The sequence below is a fragment of the Rhizobium mulingense genome (assembly GCF_029194105.1).
GTDB classification, from domain to species: Bacteria; Pseudomonadota; Alphaproteobacteria; order Rhizobiales; family Rhizobiaceae; genus Rhizobium; species Rhizobium mulingense.
In genome coordinates this window covers 16,178-33,968 of sequence record NZ_JARFVE010000002.1, presented here as the reverse complement: position 1 = coordinate 33,968, position 17,791 = coordinate 16,178, and the positions used below count along the sequence as shown (strand labels likewise).

The following is a 17,791-nucleotide window of genomic DNA, read 5'->3' as shown; positions in this document are numbered from 1 at the left end:
AACAAAGCCGTCAGGCCGCCCACTGCGCGCTCCGCCGGCCGGTCGCGGGCTGCGTCGAAGCTGTCGCACGCAGCTTGAAGCGGGAAACGAGCTCACGCAGCTTGGCAGCTTCGTCGGCAAGATGGCCGGATGCCGCTGTTGATTGCTCGACCATGGCCGCGTTCTGCTGGGTCACCTGGTCCATGGAATTGACGGCGGTATTGACTTCGGCAAGGCCGGTCGACTGCTCTCTTGCCGATACGGCGATGGCATCCATGTGCTGGTTGATGCGGGCGATCTGTTCGCTGATCGCGCTCAGAACCCGGCTCGTGTCGAGAACCAACTTGACGCCGCTTTCCACTTCCACCGATGATTTCTGAATGTGGCCCTTGATTTCCTTTGCCGCCTGAGCCGAGCGCTGGGCGAGTTCGCGCACTTCCTGGGCCACCACTGCAAAACCTTTGCCGGCCTCTCCGGCGCGCGCCGCTTCGACGCCGGCATTCAATGCCAGGAGATTGGTCTGGAAGGCGATCTCGTCGATCACGCCGATGATGCTGGAGATTTGCTGCGACGAGGCCTCGATGCGGCGCATCGCTTCTTCGGCATGCGACACGACCTCCGCGGACTTGGCGGCATTGCGATTGGCATCCGTCGCCTCGGCCCGCGCTTCGTCGGTGCGCTTGCTGGAATTGGAGACGTTGGCAGTGATCTGATCGAGCGCTGCGGCGGTTTCTTCGAGAGACGCCGCTTGCTGTTCAGTCCGCTTCGACAGATCGCCGGCCCCCGACGCGATTTCCCTGGTCCCTTCGTCGATCGCCGCAATGGCGCCGAGCGTTTGATCGAGCTGCCTGATCGACATGTTGAAATCATGCCGGAGGCCCTCGAAGTCAGGTGCGAAGGGCTCGTCGATCTGGAAGGCAAGATCGCCTGATGCAAGCCGCTTCAGGCCTGCGGCAAGCCCCGATGTCGCCGCCCGCAGGCGCTCGGCGGCATCTTCGTCAGCCTGCTTGCGGGCCGTGACCCGCTCGATTTCGCCTTGCAGGCGAGCCGCCGCGGCGTCCTGCTCGAGCTGCTTGTTGGCAATCGCCGCCTGGCGGAAGACTTCGACAGTCGAGGCCATCACGCCGATTTCATCCGTGCGGCCGATGCCGGTGCAGGCAATGGCCGTGTCGCCGCCGGCGAGCCTTTGCATATCGTTGGAAAGCGAAAGGATCGGTTTGGTGACGGTCTTGCGGGTGAGGAAATAGAGGCCAAAAGCGAAAAACGCGGCGGCGGCAAAAAGTGCCTTTAGAATGATATCGACCGAGGCTTTGACGTCGGCGCTCTGCTTGGAAATATCGTCGGATGCGGCGGTGATCTGGTCACCGGTCTGTTCCATCGCCGTTTCCAATGACGAGAACTGCTGCATGAATTCGGGCAAGGCCTTCAATGCCGCCGAGGGATCCTGGCTGGCCAGGTCGACAATCCTGGTGGCGCTTTCGACATAGGTGAGAAGCGGACGTTCGATGCCGGCAAGCAGCGCTTTGGTTTTCTCGTCGGCGGCAAGAGCTTTGTTGGCAGCGATCATCTCGCGGAACGAGGCATCATGCTCCGCCAGATCCGCCCTCACGGCGGCAGCTTCTATGCCTGCTGCCGGATTGGACGCCAGCATTGCCGCGAGCACGTCGGCGCGCATTGCGTCATGCATCATGTCGGCCTGCATGTGGTTGCGCAGAATTTGTGCCGACCGGGCAACGTCGGCGTTGTTTTCGGAGAGGGTGGACGCGGACCAGATTCCAACCGCCGTGGTGCCGCCCGCCAAGGCGAAAATCGCGATGCTCGCAATGATGATCTTGTGCTGAATCGACGCCATATCGGTGTTCTCACGTTAATGTAGAAGCTGAGAATAGCGGAACATGCTTAATGATTTCTCAGCGCGACATCGCGGAAGCGTCGTAAAAACAACAGGTTGCAGAGATTTCCATATTCGTGGAGGAGTTGATCCTTGGAGCGGGTTGCGCGGGCGAAGCAAAGGCTTCAGGCCCCGGGCGCCGATTGCGCCAGGGGCCGGGGCTCGCCTCGGTTGGAGTGAAGCGAGCCAATCAGGCTACTGCTCCGGCAGGATAATCTTCTGGTTGGTGGTACTCTTGACCGGCTTCTCGCCAGGCACATGCGACATGGTGCGCGTCGTGCTTTGTAGCGTGTCGCCATCGGTGCTGGTCTTGGTGCGGGACTTGCTGAACGTCCCCTGGTCGACGGCCTGGGCCTTGGTCTGTGCCTTCAGCTTGTCGCCATTGTCGTTGACATGTGTCTTGCTTTGGGCCTTGCCGTCGACGGTGGCGGCGCTGCCTCCCGATCCGATCGAGGATGTCGTGCCGCCGTCGGTCCGGCAGGCGCCGGCGGTTCCGACCGAGCTTGCCGAGGTGTCGCCGGCCGAAGCGCTGCCGGCGGTTCCGACCGTTCCAGCCGCGTTGCATTCCTCCGCAAGACTGAACGAAGTGGAGGCGAGCAGCGCGATCGAGGCGGCCGCAATAAAGCTGATGGGTTTCATTGCCGTCTCCTATTTCGCAGGTTTCGTTACCGAGCAGGTTCCATCGGAACGCTTGGTGATGACGGTGCCGTCAGGCCGGGTGATGCTTGCGGTGGAAAAGCTGTCGACGCTTCCCGATCCGGCCGAGGAGCCGGCAGAGGCGGATGACGAGGACGAACCGGCCGCCCCGCTCCCTGTTGTGGTCGACGAGGAGACGTGTCCGTTGCCAGCCGTCACGGTGGTGGACGTATCTCCCGCCTGTGACTGGACGATCGTGCATGTCGTTCCGTCGTCGAGCTTGATTTCTTCCGACATGGCCTGCCCGGCAATCAGGGCAAGCGAAGCGGTCAGCGCGATTGTGGAAAGTTGGGTCATTGTATTTTCTCCAGGGTTAGGCCGGCGCCGCAGAGGCGCCGGCCGACAGCGTCAGCAGCCCTTGGTGCCGGCGGCATCCTTCTTGACCTGGCCGGGCGCGCAGCCCTTCTTGCCCTTGTTGTCATGCGAGGTGCCTGCAGCGCTGCTGCCGGTGCCGACGGTGCTGCCCGTCTTGTCTCCGTCAGCGGACGAGGCGCCAGTGCCGACGCTCGAGGCCGAATTCGCATCGCCCGAGCCCGCGGCAGAGCCGCCTGTGCCGACCGAGCTGCTCGAAGTGCCGCCGCCGGCCGATGAGCCGCCTGTGCCGAGCGTCGAAGCAGAACCCGAACCGGATCCCGAGCCCGCGGCGGAGCCGCCGGTGCCAACCGTGCTGCTCGAGGTGCCGCCGCCAGCCGACGAGCCGCCGGTGCCGACCGTCGAGGACGAGCCGGATTTGCAGTTGGTTGCACCAGCTGGGCAATCGCCCCCGGCAGAGCTGCCACCAGTACCAACCGTGCTGCTCGCAGTTCCGCCGCCGGCCGACGAACCGCCGGTGCCGACCGTGCTGGACGATTGCGCGAAGCCGGAAACAGCCGTGCCGGCCAGAAGGGCCGCCGCCAGTGCCAGATGTGTTACCTTCATCATGGAAAATTCCTCCGTTTGTTATTTGAGCAACTGTCGCATCCGGAGAGGACGGACAGCTCCATGACAAACTTCGGTCAGATCAAGCTGTTCCTATGCTAGGCATTCAGTCGGAAAGGCGTCGGACCTTGGTCTGAGCCGCAGCCGCAGGCGGGCTGTTCGCGGGAATCATTTAGTCCGACTGCATCGAGCAAGCGCCGGCCGAGCTCGCTCGGCTGCAGGGTCGCAACCCTCTACCCCTGAACCGGAAACAGCCTCAGAAACTGCCGGTCGCCTTCCGGCGAAAAGAGGATCGAGCGGCTTTCGGCCGTGCGCCTGGCCCAGCCCTTGTCGAGGAAGCTCGACAGCAGCGCCTTGCCGAGGCTGCCCGCAAGGTGGGCGCGTCTTTCGCTCCAGTCGAGGCAGGAGCGGCAGAGCGGGCGGCGCGACGATCGGAGGTCGCCGACATTGATTCCGATGCATTTGAGATGGCTTTCGCCTTTTTCCGTCAGCGTCAGGCCGTCGCCGACCGCCGCGATCGCGCCTGAGGCAATCAGGCTGTCGAGCATGCGCACGCCGTAATCGCCGGCCAGATGATCGTAGCAGATGCGCGCCTTGCGCAGCGCCGGTTCCTTCGGCCCCGGCCGGTGGCGCAGATGCCCGCGCCCGGCGGCAAAGCCCATCATGCTTTCGATCAACCGGGCGACGGCCTCGTCGGCCAGCGTGAAATAGCGGTGGCGCCCCTGTTTCCGCTGGGCAAGCAGGCCGCCGGCTTCGAGCTTGGCAAGATGCGTGCTCGCCGTCTGCACGGTGATGCCGCCGACGCCGGCAAGCTCGGTCGCCGTCAGCGCCCGCCCACCGGTCAGCGCCGCCAGCATGTTGGCGCGGGCCGGATCGCCGATGAGCGCGCCGATCTGCGCAATGTCTGGTCCTTCCTTCATACTTCGATCGTAACCGAAGCATCGCCGTCAGGCAATGTGCGAAAACGGGGAGGCACAAAGGAGAAACCGATGATCACCTGCTTCATCCGCTATGAAATCGACCCCTTCAAGAAGGAGGCCTTTGCCGAATATGCCCGCAACTGGGGCCAGGCGATTCCGCGGAACGGCGCCGACCTGATCGGCTATTTCGGTCCGCACGAGGGCTCGGCGACGACCGCTTACGGCGTCTACAACATCGAAAGCCTCGCCGCCTACGAGGCCTATCGCGCCGGGCTGGCCGCCGATCCGCTCGGCCGCGACAATTACGAATTCGCCAGGCGCGAAGGCTTCATCCGCAAGGAGGACCGGATCTTCCTCAAAAACGTCTCCGCCCCTCACGCCAAGCTGGTGCTGCCATGATCGCCATCATCTTCGAAGTCGTGCCCTATATGGGCGAGCGCCACAAATATCTCGACCTCGCCGGCGAACTGCGATCAGAGCTCGAAAAGATCGATGGCTTCATCTCGATCGAGCGTTTCGAAAGCCTGACGAACCGCGGCAAGCTACTGTCGCTCTCCTTCTTCCGCGACGAGGAGGCCGTCAAAAAATGGCGCAACCTCGAAGCCCACCGCGCCGCCCAGCAGGCCGGCCGCGGCGGCATCTTCGCCGACTATCGCCTGCGCATCGCCAGCGTCCTGCGCGATTACGGCATGTTCGAGCGCGACGAGGCGCCGGCCGATAGCCGCGAGGTGCATGATGCGGCGTGACGAGAGGAGGGGCCGGCGCAATAAATTCCCGAAATCGGCCACCGCTTCAGGCTTTGGTAACTAAGTTGCGTAACCATAACGGAGAGTTAAGCGTAGAGCGTATGAGTGAGTATCAGAATGGCATCAGTTTTTCCGCTTGCCGACCTCAAGGCCTCCGTCAAGCCGGGTTCCCGGTCGGAGTCCTGGATCGACACGATTATCAAGGGCGATTGCGTCAGCGCCCTTGAAGCCTTGCCCACCCACTCCGTCGACGTCATCTTCGCCGACCCGCCTTATAACCTCCAGCTCGGCGGAACGCTGCACCGTCCCGATCAGTCGTTGGTCGATGCCGTCGATGACGAATGGGATCAGTTCGCCTCCTTCGAGGCCTATGACGCCTTCACCCGCGCCTGGCTGCTCGCCTGCCGGCGCGTCTTGAAGCCGACCGGCTCGATCTGGGTGATCGGCTCCTACCACAATATCTTCCGCGTCGGCGCCACGCTGCAGGATCTGAACTTCTGGATCCTCAACGACATCATCTGGCGCAAGACCAATCCGATGCCGAATTTCAAGGGCCGCCGCTTCCAGAACGCCCATGAGACGATGATCTGGGCAAGTCCCAATGCCAAGGCCAAGGGCTACACCTTCAATTACGATGCGATGAAGGCCGCCAACGACGACGTGCAGATGCGCTCCGACTGGCTCTTCCCGATCTGCAACGGCAATGAGCGGTTGAAGGGCGAGGACGGCAAGAAGGTGCATCCGACGCAGAAGCCGGAAGCGCTGCTCGCCCGGGTCATCATGGCCTCGACCAAGCCCGGCGATATCGTCCTCGATCCCTTCTTCGGCTCGGGAACGACGGGCGCCGTCGCCAAGCGTCTCGGCCGTCACTTCGTCGGCATCGAGCGCGAGCAGGATTATATCGATGCGGCATCCGCCCGCATCGCCGCCGTCGAGCCGCTCGGCAAGGCGGAACTGACCGTCATGACCGGCAAGAAGGCCGAGGTTCGCGTCGCCTTCAACGTGCTTGTCGAAAGCGGTCTCATCAAGCCCGGCCAGGTGCTGACCGACGCCAAGCGCCGTTACAGCGCGATCGTGCGCGCCGACGGTACCGTGGCATCAGGCGGCGAGGCCGGCTCCATTCATCGTCTCGGCGCCAAGGTGCAGGGCCTTGATGCATGCAACGGATGGACCTTCTGGCATTTCGAAGACGGGCAGTCCCTGCGCCCGATCGACGATCTCAGGTCCGTCATCCGCAGTGATCTGGCAAAGGTGGAGTGAGCAGCACCTTGGCGGGATCGAAATAGCTTCTTCCGGTTTCCTCCAGTTGCGGAAGAAGGCCAAGGCGCCCGGGGCTCAAATCCCGGGCGTCTTCTATTTTGGAGATCCAATCGTCAGAAGTCTTTGTAATCGGTGACGTCGACGCGGGTGATCCGGCCTTCGGCATTGAAGGTGATCGTCTCCTCGCCCTCGCGGATCAGCGGCTCGCCCGTCTTGCTATGGGTGGCGCGGAGTGACCAGACGGACCGGCCGGAGAGCGGCGTCAGCGTTTCGACGAGCGAGTTCTCCGCCGTCTGATCGGGATAGTCATCGAAATAGCGCCGGAAGGCGGCCATGATCTCGCCCCGCCCGGCAAGGCTGCCGACGCCGTTCGAGACATAGGTCGCGTCCTCGGCGAAATAACCCTCGATAACAGGGAAATCGAGGGCGTTGATGGCGGCGTGGAAGCGTTCGATTTCCTCGACCGGGTCGAAAGCCATGGCTCTCAGACCTTCAATCCGTAGGCGGCAAGATCGCTGCGAAGTTTCTCAGCACCGGAGAACAGCACGGCGTTCCAGCCGAAGGCCTTGGCGCCTTCGACATTAGCCGGCGCGTCGTCGATGAAAATCGTTGCGGCGGGATCGAGGCCGAAGCTCTTCGTATGCGTCTCGTAAATGGCGATATCCGGCTTGATCAGGCCGACATCGCCGGAAACGGTCACGCCGCGCGGCTTCGTCAGGAACGGGAAACGCGCCTGCGCCTCGCGGAAGGTGTCGGAGGCGAAGTTGGTGAGCATCGTCACGTCGCGGCCTTCCTCGATCAATCCCTCCATGATCGTGACGCTGTCCTCATAGGCGTGCGGCACCATCTCGTGCCAGTATTTGCGGAAGGCGCGGATATGCTCCTCGCGGGCCGGGTGCTTCTCGATCAGCAGCGCTTCGGCATCCGCCCATGTGCGGCCGCGGTCCTGCTCGACGTTCCAGTCATGGGTGCAGATATTGGCGAAGAACCAGTTGCGCTCGGTCTCATCAGGGATGAGGCGGGCGAAGGGCAGATGCGGATCGTAATGAATAAGGACTTTGCCGATATCGAAAACGATATGTTTTATCTCAGTCGTCATGGTCATGCCTTGGCTGTTTTGAATGCGAGAGGAATAGCCGCTGCAATTGCTTTTTTCATGATGCTAGGCAACGCCTGTGCTTCAAGATTTGTAACCGGCTCCCACCATTCGTCATTCACGCCATCACGCGGCTTCGGCTTTGCGGGGATTGCCGCCCGCCAGATCGATAGCCGGAGCTCGAAATGCGTAAAGACATGGATCACGGTGCCGCAGGCCTGCCAGGCCGCATCGAAGGGTGCGGCCGCAACTGAGGTCTCGCCGTCGAGCCGCGCCGTCCAGGCCGTCGTCGGTACCTCGGTCATGCCGCCGAGCAGCCCGCTTTCGGCGCGCCGTCGCAAAAGAATTTCGCCATCGGCGGTGACTGCGACGAAGGCGGCGCCCTGCCGCAGCGGCTTTTCCTTCTTCGCCGCCTTGACGGGGAAGAGCTCAGGATCGGAAAGCTTCAGCGCCTGACACGATCCCCGGAACGGACAGAGCGAACAGGCCGGCCGCTTCGGCGTGCAGATCGTCGCGCCGAGGTCCATCATCGCCTGGGCGAAATCGCCGGGACGATCGGCGGGCGTCAGCAGCGCCACCTTCTCCTTCATCACGGGCTTGGCGGCCGGCAGCGGCGTTTCGATCGCATAAAGCCTTGAAATCACCCGCTCGACATTGCCGTCCATGACGGCAGCCTGCCGGTTGAAGGCGATGGCCGCGACGGCGGCTGCCGTATAGTCGCCGATGCCGGGCAGCGCCTTGAGGCCGGCTTCGGTATCGGGAAAGACGCCGCCATGCTCCTTCGCCACCGCTTCAGCGCATTTCTTCAGGTTGCGGGCCCGCGCATAATAGCCGAGCCCGGCCCAGGCGGCCATGACCGCGTCGCTTTCGGCCGCGGCGAGATCGTTCACCTCGGGCCAGCGCGTGAGAAACCGCTCGAAATAGGGTTTGACCGCCTGCACCGTCGTCTGCTGCAGCATCACCTCCGACAGCCAGACGCTATAGGGATCGGGTTTGACGCCGCGCGCCGCCATGCCGGGCGAAACGCGCCAGGGCAGGTCGCGGTGATGGCGATCGTACCAGTCGAGCAGGGGCTTGGCGGTAGGCGTGTCGGGTTTCGTGATCGTCATGATTTGCCGGGATCAGGGGAAGGCCCTATACTTGGCGAAGCAATGGCGCGCGATCAAGGCGGCCGCGCCAATTGGCAGCCGGGCCCAAGGGTTTCGATGAGTTATCCACGCAAAGATGTAAAGCAGATTTCCGAGCTGGCGAACGGGCTGATCGATCCCGTCCTGGCGCGCCGCGCCGGCATCAACACGGCGCTGCTCGGCTCGTGGAGCGAAATCGCCGGCGAGGATTTCGCCGATTGCACCAGGCCGGAAAAAATCGTCTGGGCCCGCGGCGGCGATGACGGCGGCTTCCGCCCCGGCGTGCTGACGATCGCCTGCGAAGGCGCGCGCGCGCTTTTCCTCACCCATGCCCAGGGCGAACTCATCCAGCGCATCAACAGCTTCTTCGGTTTCGCCGCCGTCCACCAGATCCGCATCGTCCAGAAACCGGTCTCTCAAGTCCTGCGCCGCTCCCGCACCCCGCAGCCGCTGAAAGGCGAAGCCGCCCGTAAGCTCGAAGGCATGATGGAGGGCATCGAGGGCGACAAGCTGCGCCAGGCGATCCAGCGCTTGGGGACTGCGGTGATGGGCAAGCGCGGGAGTGGGCGCTGATGAGCAAGACGCCCAAATTTTCCGGCAACGCCAAGATAGGCGGCCTGACTCAAGCCCGTGCCGAAAAAATCAGTGCGGTTTGAAGGCCTGGTGCTCAGCCCGCGTATGCGTCAGCTTCTCGGCGAAACCAAAGATCAGCCGCCTGAAAAACGTCGCCAAGCGATCCGCGCGCAGTCTGCACGTAAGCCGGCCTGAGCGGAGACGTTAAACCTCTCTTGAACTGCAGCGCAGGTGTATTACACTGTAATGATCTGACCGGAGCTAACAGGATGCGCAGCAGCAAACCCATTACAGTCACGCTCGGCAGCCAGCAGAAAAGCTTGGACGCGCGGCTACAATCAGGTGCCTATAGTTCAGCAAGCGAGGTTATCCGCGCTGCGTTGCGCGCACTCGACCGGGAAGAAGATGCGATCGACGAAATCATGCGTCAGAAAATTCGTGAGGCGATCGACGATCCGGGTTCGGACGTTGATGCCGATACGGTTTTTGAGCGGCTCGAACGTCTGCATGCGGACCGGATGAAGGCTGGGCGTGGTGGCGTTTAAGGTCGCGTTTCGCCCCAGAGCGGAGAAGGATCTGTTTGAAATTTATGAATTCATTGCTGCCGACAATCGCCCGGCGGCGATCGAATTCATCCGCCGGCTGAGACAATTTTGTCATCAGCTCGAAGACATGCCGGAAAGGGGATCGCCGCGCGAGGATTTTGCTCCGGGCGTTCGCATTTTGGTTTTCGAGCGGCGTGTGACCATTGCTTACCGGACCGCCAAGGACCGGGTACAAGTGCTGAGATTTTTCTACGCCGGACGGAATATACCTTCGGCCTTCCACCGAAACTGAGAATCGCGCATTTCGGACGCTAGGTCGGCTCTCGATCCCATCACGGTCACAATTCTTTGAAGGAAGTTGGTGAAGCGTGGCTTGTGAGCGGCCGTCAGCCGTTATATCGCACAATCACGCCGTCACTCTCATTACTATGGGGAACCCATGCAGATGTCCGAAATGCAACTGACGAAACGCCGCCTGCTCAGCGGCATCGCCATCGCCGCAGCTGCCGTAGCGCTTGTCGCCTGCAACGAGAGCAAGGACGCTGCCGATGCGTCGTCCTCCGGCAAGACCATGACCGATGGCACCAATGTCGATACCATGCAGACGGCGGCGACATCGGCGACCGACATGCCGCAGTCCGACGGCGATGTCGACATGGCCGAGGTGCTGAAAGCCGGCGCCCTGCCTGAGATGGCGCTGGGCAAGGCCGATGCCCCGGTTAAGATCGTCGAATACATGTCGATGACCTGCCCGCATTGCGCCCATTTCCACAACACCACCTTCGACACGATCAAGCAGAAATACGTCGATACCGGCAAGGTGCAGTTCATCATCCGCGAATTCCCCTTCGATCCGCGCGCCGCCGCCGCCTTCATGCTCGCCCGCTGCAGCGCCGCCAATCCGGGGCAGCTGAGCACGCCGGAGCAGTATTTCCCGATGGTTTCAATGCTCTTCAAGCAGCAGCAGGTCTGGGCCGCCGCTGATGACGGCCGCGCCGCACTGCTGCAGATGTCGAAGCTCGCCGGATTTACTGAGGATAGCTTCACGAAATGCTTGACGAACCAGAAGCTTCTGGATGAAGTGAACGCCACGCGGGAAAGGGGATCCAAGGATTTCGGCGTCAATGCCACGCCAACCTTCCTCATCAATGGCAAGCGCTATTCTGGAGACATGCCGGTTGACACCATGTCGAAGCTCATCGACAGCCTCATCTGAACCGGACCGTTTGACGATAACGGGCGACGGCGAAAGCCGTGCGCCCGTTTTTTCTTTTCAGCGCAGTTTGCGGGCGTGGCTTCCTGCCGTGGATATTTCTGCATGAAGTTCAACAAGCTGCGCCTGGTCGGCTTCAAATCCTTCGTTGAGCCGACGGAATTCATCATCGAGCGGGGGCTGACCGGCGTCGTCGGCCCGAACGGCTGCGGCAAGTCGAACCTCGTCGAGGCGCTGCGCTGGGTGATGGGCGAGAATTCCTACAAGAACATGCGCGCTTCCGGCATGGACGACGTGATTTTCTCCGGTTCCGGCAACCGGCCGGCCCGCAACACCGCCGAAGTGGCGCTCTATCTCGACAATGGCGAACGCACCGCGCCCGCCGCCTTCAACGATGCCGACGAGATCCAGGTCACCCGCCGCATCGAGCGTGAGCAGGGCTCGCTCTACCGCATCAACGGCAAGGAAAGCCGCGCCAAGGACGTGCAGTTGCTGTTTGCCGACGCCTCCACCGGCGCCCGCTCGCCCTCGATGGTCGGGCAGGGCCGCATCGGTGAGTTGATCCAGGCAAAGCCGCAGGCCCGCCGCCAGCTGTTGGAAGAGGCGGCCGGTATTTCGGGCCTGCATTCGCGCCGTCATGAAGCCGAACTGCGCCTGCGCGCCGCCGAAACCAATCTCGAACGTCTCGACGACGTCACCTCGCAGCTCGAAAGCCAGATCGAGAGCCTGAAGCGCCAGGCCCGCCAGGCCAACCGCTTCAAGACGCTTTCGGCCGATATCCGCGCCCGCGAGGCGATGCTCCTGCATATCCGCTGGGTACAGGCCAAGGAGGCCGAGGCCGAGGCCGACAGCGCGCTCAACCAGGCAACCGTCATCGTCGCCGAAAAGGCGCAGGCCCAGATGGAGGCGGCCAAGAGCCAAGGTATCGCCAGCCTGAAGCTGCCGGAACTGCGCGAGGGCGAGGCGCGTGCAGCCGCCGCCCTGCAGCGCCTGCAGATCGCCCGTAGCCAGCTCGAAGAGGATGCCGGCCGCATCCTGCGCCGCCGCGACGAGCTGACCCGCCGTCTCGCCCAGCTGGCGGAAGACATCCGCCGCGAGGAGCGGCTGGTCGCCGACAATGCCGTCATTCTCGCCAAGCTCGACGCCGAAGAGGCCGAAATAGCGGAAGTCCTCGCCGATTCCGGCCGTTATGCCGAGGAAACCCGCGAGGCCTTCGAGGGCGCGGCGGCGAAGCTTGCCGACAGCGAGCGCATCTTCACCCAGCTGACAGCCGAGCGTGCCGAGGCTGCCGCCGGCCGCAACCAGCTGGAGCGCGCCATCCGCGATCTCACCGACCGCCGCATGCGCCTCGAACGGCAGATGAATGATGCGAACGGGGAATTGTCGGCCATCGGCGAGAAGATATCAGGCCTGCCCGATCCCGAAGAGAAACGAGCGATCGTGGAAGCCGGCGAAATCGCGCTCGCCGATGCCGAAGCCGCCGTCCAGGGGATCGAGCAGGCGCTGGCCGCCGCCCGCCAGACCGAGGCGCTGTCCCGCACTCCGGTCGAGCAGGCTCGCTCTGGCCTCAATGCTGTCGAAACCGAGGCCCGCACCATTTCCCGCATGCTCGCCGCCGGCGCGGCCGCCGGCAAGTTTCCGCCTGTCGCCGACGAGCTGAAGGTCGATCGCGGCTTCGAAACCGCGCTGGGGGCTGCGCTCGGCGACGATCTGGAATCGCCGCTCGATGCCGAAGCGCCGGCGCATTGGTCGGAGAATGGCGATGGCGCCGCCGACCCCGCGCTTCCCGCGGGCGCCACTCCGCTGTTGACGCATGTCCGGGCGCCGGCCGCGCTCACCCGCCGCCTGCGCCAGATCGGCCTGGTCGACGAGGCCGAAGCGCAAGCGCTGATGGCGGCGCTGAAGCCCGGCCAACGGCTGGTGACAAGAGAAGGCGCCGTCTATCGGTGGGACGGTCATGTCACCGGCGCCGATGCCCCGAGTGCGGCCGCCCTGCGCCTTGCCCAGAAAAACCGCCTGGCCGAACTCGAAGGCGAAGCAGCAATCGCCCGTGATGTGCTTGCCGAAGCCGAGGAGCGGCAGGCCGCCGCCGCCGAGGCGATCCGCCTCGAAGAGCGCAAGCTTGCCGAGGCCCGCGACATGAGCCGCCTGTCGGCACGTCATCTCACCGAGGCGCGCGAAGCACTCGTCGCCGCCGAGCGCGCTTCCGGCGATCTCATCCGCCGCCGCGATGTCGTCAGCGAGGCGATGAGCCAGCTCGGCGCGCAGCTGGAGGAGATCGGCGTCCAGGAGGAAAATGCCCGCATCGAGCTGGAGGATGCGCCCGATCTCACGGAGATCGACGAACGGCTGCGCTTCCAGCAGGCGGAAGTGGCGACCGATCGCGGCGCGCTCGCCGAGGCCCGCGCCCGCCATGAGAGCCTGGCGAGGGAAAACGAGGCCCGCCAGCGTCGCATCATGGCGATCGCCCAGGAGCGCGAAACCTGGCGCCAGCGCGCAGCAAGCGGCGAGGATCATGTCGCGACGCTGCGCGAACGCGAGGAAGAGGCGCGCGAAGAGGCGGCCGATCTGGAAATGGCGCCCGACGAATTCGACGACAAGCGCCGCGCTCTGCTCAGCGAATTGCAGAAGGCCGAGGAGGCGCGCCGCAATGCCGGCGATCTCCTGGCCGAGGCCGAACGCATCCAGCGCGAGGCCGACCATAAGGCCGCGACCGCGCTTTCCGAGCTTGCCGAATACCGCGAACGCCGCGGCCGCGCCGAAGAGCGCCTCGTTTCGGCCCGCGAGCGCCGGCAGGAAAGCGAAAGCCGCATCCGCGAGGTGCTGAACGTGCCGCCGCACGAGGCGCTGCGGCTCGCAGGCCTGCAGCCGATGCAGGCGCTGCCCGATCCGCGCGAGGTCGAGCGCGATCTCGAGCGGCTGAAGATCGAGCGCGAGCGGCTCGGCGCCGTCAACCTGCGCGCCGACGAGGAGCAGAAGGAACTGAGCGAGAAGCTCGAAGCGCTGATCAAGGAGCGCGACGACGTCATCGACGCGATCCGCAAGCTGCGCGGCGCCATCCAGAGTTTGAACCGCGAGGGCCGCGAGAGGCTGATCGCCGCCTTCGACGTCGTCAACGGCCAGTTCCAGCGGCTGTTCACCCATCTCTTCGGCGGCGGCACCGCCGAACTGCAGCTGATCGAATCCGACGATCCGCTGGAGGCCGGCCTCGAGATCCTGGCCCGCCCGCCCGGCAAGAAGCCGCAGACCATGACGCTGCTCTCCGGCGGCGAACAGGCGCTGACGGCGATGGCGCTGATCTTTGCCGTTTTCCTCACCAACCCGGCGCCGATCTGCGTGCTCGACGAGGTGGACGCGCCGCTCGACGACCACAATGTCGAGCGCTATTGCAACCTGATGGACGAGATGGCGGCCTCCACCGAAACCCGCTTCGTCATCATCACCCACAACCCAATCACCATGGCCCGCATGAACCGCCTCTTCGGCGTCACCATGGCCGAACAAGGCGTCTCCACCCTGGTCTCCGTCGACCTGCAGACCGCCGAACGCCTGCGCGAGATCGCGTGAATTTTTGCGTGGCGGCTGTGCAGCCAAGCCCTGGGATCACCGAGGAGAAGTGGTGCCTGGCCGCGCCGGGCGCGATGAAGCGACGGCGGGCGTAACGGAGCAAGCTGCATCGCCGGTGCGTCTGGCAACAAAGCCAACCACACTCTCCGTCATCCCAGGGCTTGACCCTGGGATCCACAACCAAGCACTCGGCTTCCATTTCTCTGCGGAGGGACGCCTTTCGCCGTTCGCCCAATGCCAGCCGCATGGATCCCAGGGTCAAGCCCTGGGATGACGGAGGGGAGGTGGTGCCCGTATGACGGAGGGGAGGTGGTGCCCGTATGGCGGAGGGGAGGTGGCGCGTGGATTGCACATGAGAGGTGGTGCCGGGTTGCCAGAAAGGTGGAGCCGGATTGGCGGAGGCAGAGGTGGTGTCAGGTTGACGGCGGAAGGTGGTGCTCGCTCGACGGAGGAGAGAAGGTCCGAGTGGACGGAGCCGAGGTGTTGCCGGGACCCACGAGCCGCGCCGGGCGCGGTCAACCGAGCGCGACGGAGAAAGCTGCATCGGCGGTGCGTCTGGCAGCAAAGCCAACCACACTCTCCGTCATCCCAGGGCTTGACCCTGGGATCCACGACCAAGCCACTCGGCTTCCATTTCTCTGCGTGGGACGCCTTCGCTGTTCACCCAGTGCCAGCCGCATGGATCCCAGGGTCAAGCCCTGGGATGACGGAGGAGAGGTGGTGCCCGTATGACGGAGGGGAGGTGGTGCCCGTATGGCGGAGGGAGGTGGCGCGTGGATTCACATGAGAGGTGGTGCCGGGTTGCCAGAAAGGTGGAGCCGGATTGGCGGAGGAGAGGTGGTGCCAGGTTGACGGCGGAAGGTGGTACTCGCTTGACGGAGGAGAGAAGGTCCGAGTGGACGGAGCCGAGGTGTTGCCGGGACCCACGAGCCGCGCCGGGCGCGATCAATCGAGCGCAGAGCCGCAAACTGCATCGCTGGTGCGTCTGGCAGCAAAGCCAACCACACTCTCCGTCATCCCAGGGCTTGACCCTGGGATCCGCAACCAAGCACGCGACTTCTATTTCTCTGCGGTGGGACGCCTTCGCTGTTCACCAGTGCCAGCCGCATGGATCCCGAGGTCAACCCCTGGGACGACGGAGGAGAGGTAGTGCCTGGGTGACGGACCAGAGGTGGCGCCAGGAGACACGAGCCGCGCCGGGCGCGGTCAACCGAGCGCGACGGAGAAAGCTGCATCGGCGGTGCGTCTGGCAGCAAAGCCAACCACACTCTCCGTCATCCCAGGGCTTGACCCTGGGATCCACGACCAAGCACTCGGCTTCTATTTCTCTACAGTGGGACTGTTCACCGACCCGGCATGATCCCCGATCAGCCGGCCGATGCGGCCTGGAAGACCGCCAGCTGGGCGGCGAAGGCGCGTTGGTAGGCCGGGCGCGCTTCGGCGCGGGCGACATAGGCGGCGAGGTTCGGGTATTCGTCCAGAATGTTGGATGATTTCAGCCGCAGAAGCACCGTGACCATCAGCAGGTCGCCGGCGCTGAAGGCGCCATCGAGCCAGTCGGCATCGCCAAGATGGGCCGACAGGCTGTCCAGCCGCTTGCGGATGCTCCCCTCGAGCGCGCGCAGGCGCTGCTCGTACCACGGCTGGTCACGCTCGAGGATCCTGGCGAGGCTGTGATCAAAGACCGGCGGCTCCACGGTGTTGAGCGCGGCAAACATCCATGAAATCGCCCGCGCCCGGGCATTGGTTTCGTCCGGCAGCAGGCCGCCGTGACGCTCGGCGATATGCAGGACGATCGCGCCGGATTCGAACAAGGTGAGATCGCCTTCCTCGTAGGTCGGGATCTGCCCGAAAGGCTGGAGCGCCAGATGCGCCGGCTCCTTCATCCCCTTGAAGGAGACGAGACGAACCTCGTAAGGCTGCCCCACCTCCTCGAGCGCCCAGCGAATCCGCATGTCGCGCGCCAGGCCGCGGCCGCGATCGGGCGAACGTTCAAAGGCGGTAATGGTAATCGTCATCGCTTCCTCCATCGCTGTCTGTCTTGAAGACGTCCGGCCGGACGGGATTCCGACATCGATATTCAAGATCTTCGGCCCGTGGTCTTGCCGGCGCCGGAACGCCTTCGATCCGATAATCTCTCTGATGCCCATTTCCCCTGCGCTTTCATTCAGAACAGGCGATCGACAAATCGATCGGCCTCCCAATTATTGAGAAAGGCCGCTTGTCGCCCAATCCAGTTGACGGCATCGCTTCCCCATTCGTTTGTGCGGCTGGCATATTCGCCCATGAGCCAGAAATGCCGGACAATGACGAACCGAAGGGCGGCTTCGAAGTCGTGCGGCGTTATCGGCCGGATGCCGCGATATCCATCGATGAAGGCGGTCCACATGGGCGTCAGTGTCCGGCCAAAGGATACTTTTGCCCATAGGAAAACCGACAGATCGTAAGCGAGATATCCGGGGCCGCCGTCGTCGAAGTCGAAAAAGACGGCGTCTCCAGCGTCATCGATGCGGGCGTTGAAGCCGTGACAGTCGCCGTGACAATAAATCCAGGTCAGATTTTCGCATCTTTCGATCGCCTTTGCGGTGCGCGTGGCGATGGTTTCAAGATCGCGAAGAATATCTGCGTCCTCCACGACGCCGCTATCGCGTATCCGCGCGTAGGGACGGTGCAGCAGATGTTCGAGGTCAAGCCGGTACATCGCTCCCCCTGACGAAAACGTCTGCGCCGCATTGTGCAACAGGGCAAGCGTCTTGCCGTTGGCTCGGGCATCGCCGGCATCTGTTGCGCTCGGCTCGCGGCCGGAAATTTCCCGGAAGAGCACGGCCTCGCGCGCGCCCTCCGGCGTGTATCCCCGCAGGAAAAGAGCGCCATCGCGCGTCGGTATCGGCACGGCCGCTGGCACCCCTGCCCGCTGGAGGTGGGTGAGAAAAGCCGTCTCGGTTTTGACGTCCGGTTGGCCGCGGCTGCGATGATGCGACAGCCGAAATACATAGCGCTCGCCGGTGCTGTCAATGACCAGATAGAGATCGTTCAGACCGCGATGAAGCATGCGGCAGCGAATCGATCCGGCGAGGGCATAGTGTTGATCGATGAACCGCCCCACCGCCTCGATCCTGGGGGTTGAATATAACGGATCAAAGTCGAGCATGGTCGGTGTCCATCGCGGTGCCCTGGGAGACCGGCAACATAGGGTATTTTGCGACGGCTGCAACGCCTGCTTGTGTCAGGCGGTGATACCTTCTGTTCATCGCTTCCGC

General features: G+C 63.7%; 18 protein-coding genes. 8 read left to right on the top strand and 10 right to left on the bottom strand.

The features are described from left to right. Nucleotides 1-10: 10 nt before the first annotated feature. From PYR71_RS00305 to PYR71_RS00285, 5 genes are all read right to left on the bottom strand, one after another. On the bottom strand, nt 11-1,831 hold the full coding sequence (locus tag PYR71_RS00305; RefSeq protein ID WP_275617813.1) for a methyl-accepting chemotaxis protein: 1,821 nt from the start codon (nt 1,829-1,831) through the stop codon (nt 11-13). Nucleotides 1,832-2,065: 234 nt separating this feature from the next. After that, a complete protein-coding gene (locus PYR71_RS00300) occupies nt 2,066-2,509 on the bottom strand; it encodes a hypothetical protein (protein WP_275617812.1) in 444 nt (147 codons plus the stop codon). 9 nt (nt 2,510-2,518) lie between these two features. Continuing rightward, complete coding sequence (locus PYR71_RS00295) at nt 2,519-2,863, bottom strand: hypothetical protein (RefSeq protein WP_183918789.1); 345 nt, start codon at nt 2,861-2,863, stop codon at nt 2,519-2,521. Nucleotides 2,864-2,914: 51 nt separating this feature from the next. Further along, nucleotides 2,915-3,487 (bottom strand): hypothetical protein, encoded by a 573-nt coding sequence (locus tag PYR71_RS00290; protein WP_183918790.1) that lies wholly within the window; start codon nt 3,485-3,487, stop codon nt 2,915-2,917. A 230-nt stretch (nt 3,488-3,717) separates the two neighbouring features. Beyond that, entirely contained in the window at nt 3,718-4,404 is a 687-nt protein-coding gene (locus PYR71_RS00285) for an ArsR/SmtB family transcription factor (protein ID WP_275617811.1), read from the bottom strand. A gap of 69 nt (nt 4,405-4,473) precedes the next feature. Between PYR71_RS00285 and PYR71_RS00280 the strand changes: the two genes are divergently transcribed. The 3 genes from PYR71_RS00280 to PYR71_RS00270 all read left to right on the top strand — a co-directional run bounded on the left by PYR71_RS00280 (nt 4,474) and on the right by PYR71_RS00270 (nt 6,410). Then, a complete protein-coding gene (locus PYR71_RS00280) occupies nt 4,474-4,803 on the top strand; it encodes an NIPSNAP family protein (RefSeq protein WP_275617810.1) in 330 nt (109 codons plus the stop codon). Then, nucleotides 4,800-5,150 (top strand): antibiotic biosynthesis monooxygenase family protein, encoded by a 351-nt coding sequence (locus PYR71_RS00275; protein ID WP_275617809.1) that lies wholly within the window; start codon nt 4,800-4,802, stop codon nt 5,148-5,150. Before PYR71_RS00280 ends, PYR71_RS00275 begins: the two co-directional genes overlap by 4 nt. A 117-nt stretch (nt 5,151-5,267) precedes the next feature. Then, entirely contained in the window at nt 5,268-6,410 is a 1,143-nt protein-coding gene (locus PYR71_RS00270) for a site-specific DNA-methyltransferase (protein ID WP_012482959.1), read from the top strand. Between the two features lie 113 nt (nt 6,411-6,523). On the opposite strand, the gene PYR71_RS00265 is transcribed toward PYR71_RS00270, so the two are convergent. Genes PYR71_RS00265 through mutY form a run of 3 tightly spaced genes read right to left on the bottom strand, consistent with a single transcriptional unit; the run spans nt 6,524 to nt 8,615 of the window. After that, nucleotides 6,524-6,889 carry a nuclear transport factor 2 family protein gene (locus tag PYR71_RS00265; protein WP_275617808.1) on the bottom strand — a complete coding sequence of 122 codons (366 nt, stop codon included), beginning with the start codon at nt 6,887-6,889 and terminating at the stop codon, nt 6,524-6,526. 5 nt (nt 6,890-6,894) lie between these two features. Further along, the gene (locus tag PYR71_RS00260) at nt 6,895-7,509 is read right to left on the bottom strand and encodes an HAD family hydrolase (RefSeq protein ID WP_275617807.1); all 615 of its coding nucleotides are present in this window, start codon (nt 7,507-7,509) and stop codon (nt 6,895-6,897) included. Nucleotides 7,510-7,511: 2 nt separating this feature from the next. Beyond that, nucleotides 7,512-8,615 carry an A/G-specific adenine glycosylase gene (gene mutY, locus PYR71_RS00255; protein ID WP_275617806.1) on the bottom strand — a complete coding sequence of 368 codons (1,104 nt, stop codon included), beginning with the start codon at nt 8,613-8,615 and terminating at the stop codon, nt 7,512-7,514. 96 nt (nt 8,616-8,711) lie between these two features. Between mutY and PYR71_RS00250 the strand changes: the two genes are divergently transcribed. The 5 genes from PYR71_RS00250 to smc all read left to right on the top strand — a co-directional run bounded on the left by PYR71_RS00250 (nt 8,712) and on the right by smc (nt 14,531). After that, nucleotides 8,712-9,206: a DUF721 domain-containing protein gene (locus PYR71_RS00250; protein ID WP_275617805.1), complete on the top strand. Its 495-nt coding sequence runs from the start codon at nt 8,712-8,714 to the stop codon at nt 9,204-9,206. Nucleotides 9,207-9,475: 269 nt separating this feature from the next. Then, complete coding sequence (locus PYR71_RS00245) at nt 9,476-9,751, top strand: type II toxin-antitoxin system ParD family antitoxin (protein ID WP_183918799.1); 276 nt, start codon at nt 9,476-9,478, stop codon at nt 9,749-9,751. Next, nucleotides 9,738-10,043 (top strand): type II toxin-antitoxin system RelE/ParE family toxin, encoded by a 306-nt coding sequence (locus PYR71_RS00240; protein ID WP_275617804.1) that lies wholly within the window; start codon nt 9,738-9,740, stop codon nt 10,041-10,043. Before PYR71_RS00245 ends, PYR71_RS00240 begins: the two co-directional genes overlap by 14 nt. Nucleotides 10,044-10,196: 153 nt before the next feature. Beyond that, on the top strand, nt 10,197-10,967 hold the full coding sequence (locus tag PYR71_RS00235; RefSeq protein WP_430523407.1) for a DsbA family protein: 771 nt from the start codon (nt 10,197-10,199) through the stop codon (nt 10,965-10,967). 102 nt (nt 10,968-11,069) lie between these two features. Continuing rightward, complete coding sequence (smc, locus tag PYR71_RS00230) at nt 11,070-14,531, top strand: chromosome segregation protein SMC (RefSeq protein WP_275617802.1); 3,462 nt, start codon at nt 11,070-11,072, stop codon at nt 14,529-14,531. A gap of 1,367 nt (nt 14,532-15,898) precedes the next feature. Here smc and PYR71_RS00225 read toward each other — a convergent pair. Both PYR71_RS00225 and PYR71_RS00220 read right to left on the bottom strand, forming a co-directional pair. Then, on the bottom strand, nt 15,899-16,549 hold the full coding sequence (locus tag PYR71_RS00225; RefSeq protein ID WP_275617801.1) for a glutathione S-transferase family protein: 651 nt from the start codon (nt 16,547-16,549) through the stop codon (nt 15,899-15,901). A 149-nt stretch (nt 16,550-16,698) separates the two neighbouring features. Beyond that, a complete protein-coding gene (locus PYR71_RS00220; RefSeq protein WP_275617800.1) occupies nt 16,699-17,682 on the bottom strand; it encodes a phosphotransferase enzyme family protein in 984 nt (327 codons plus the stop codon). Nucleotides 17,683-17,791: the final 109 nt, after the last annotated feature.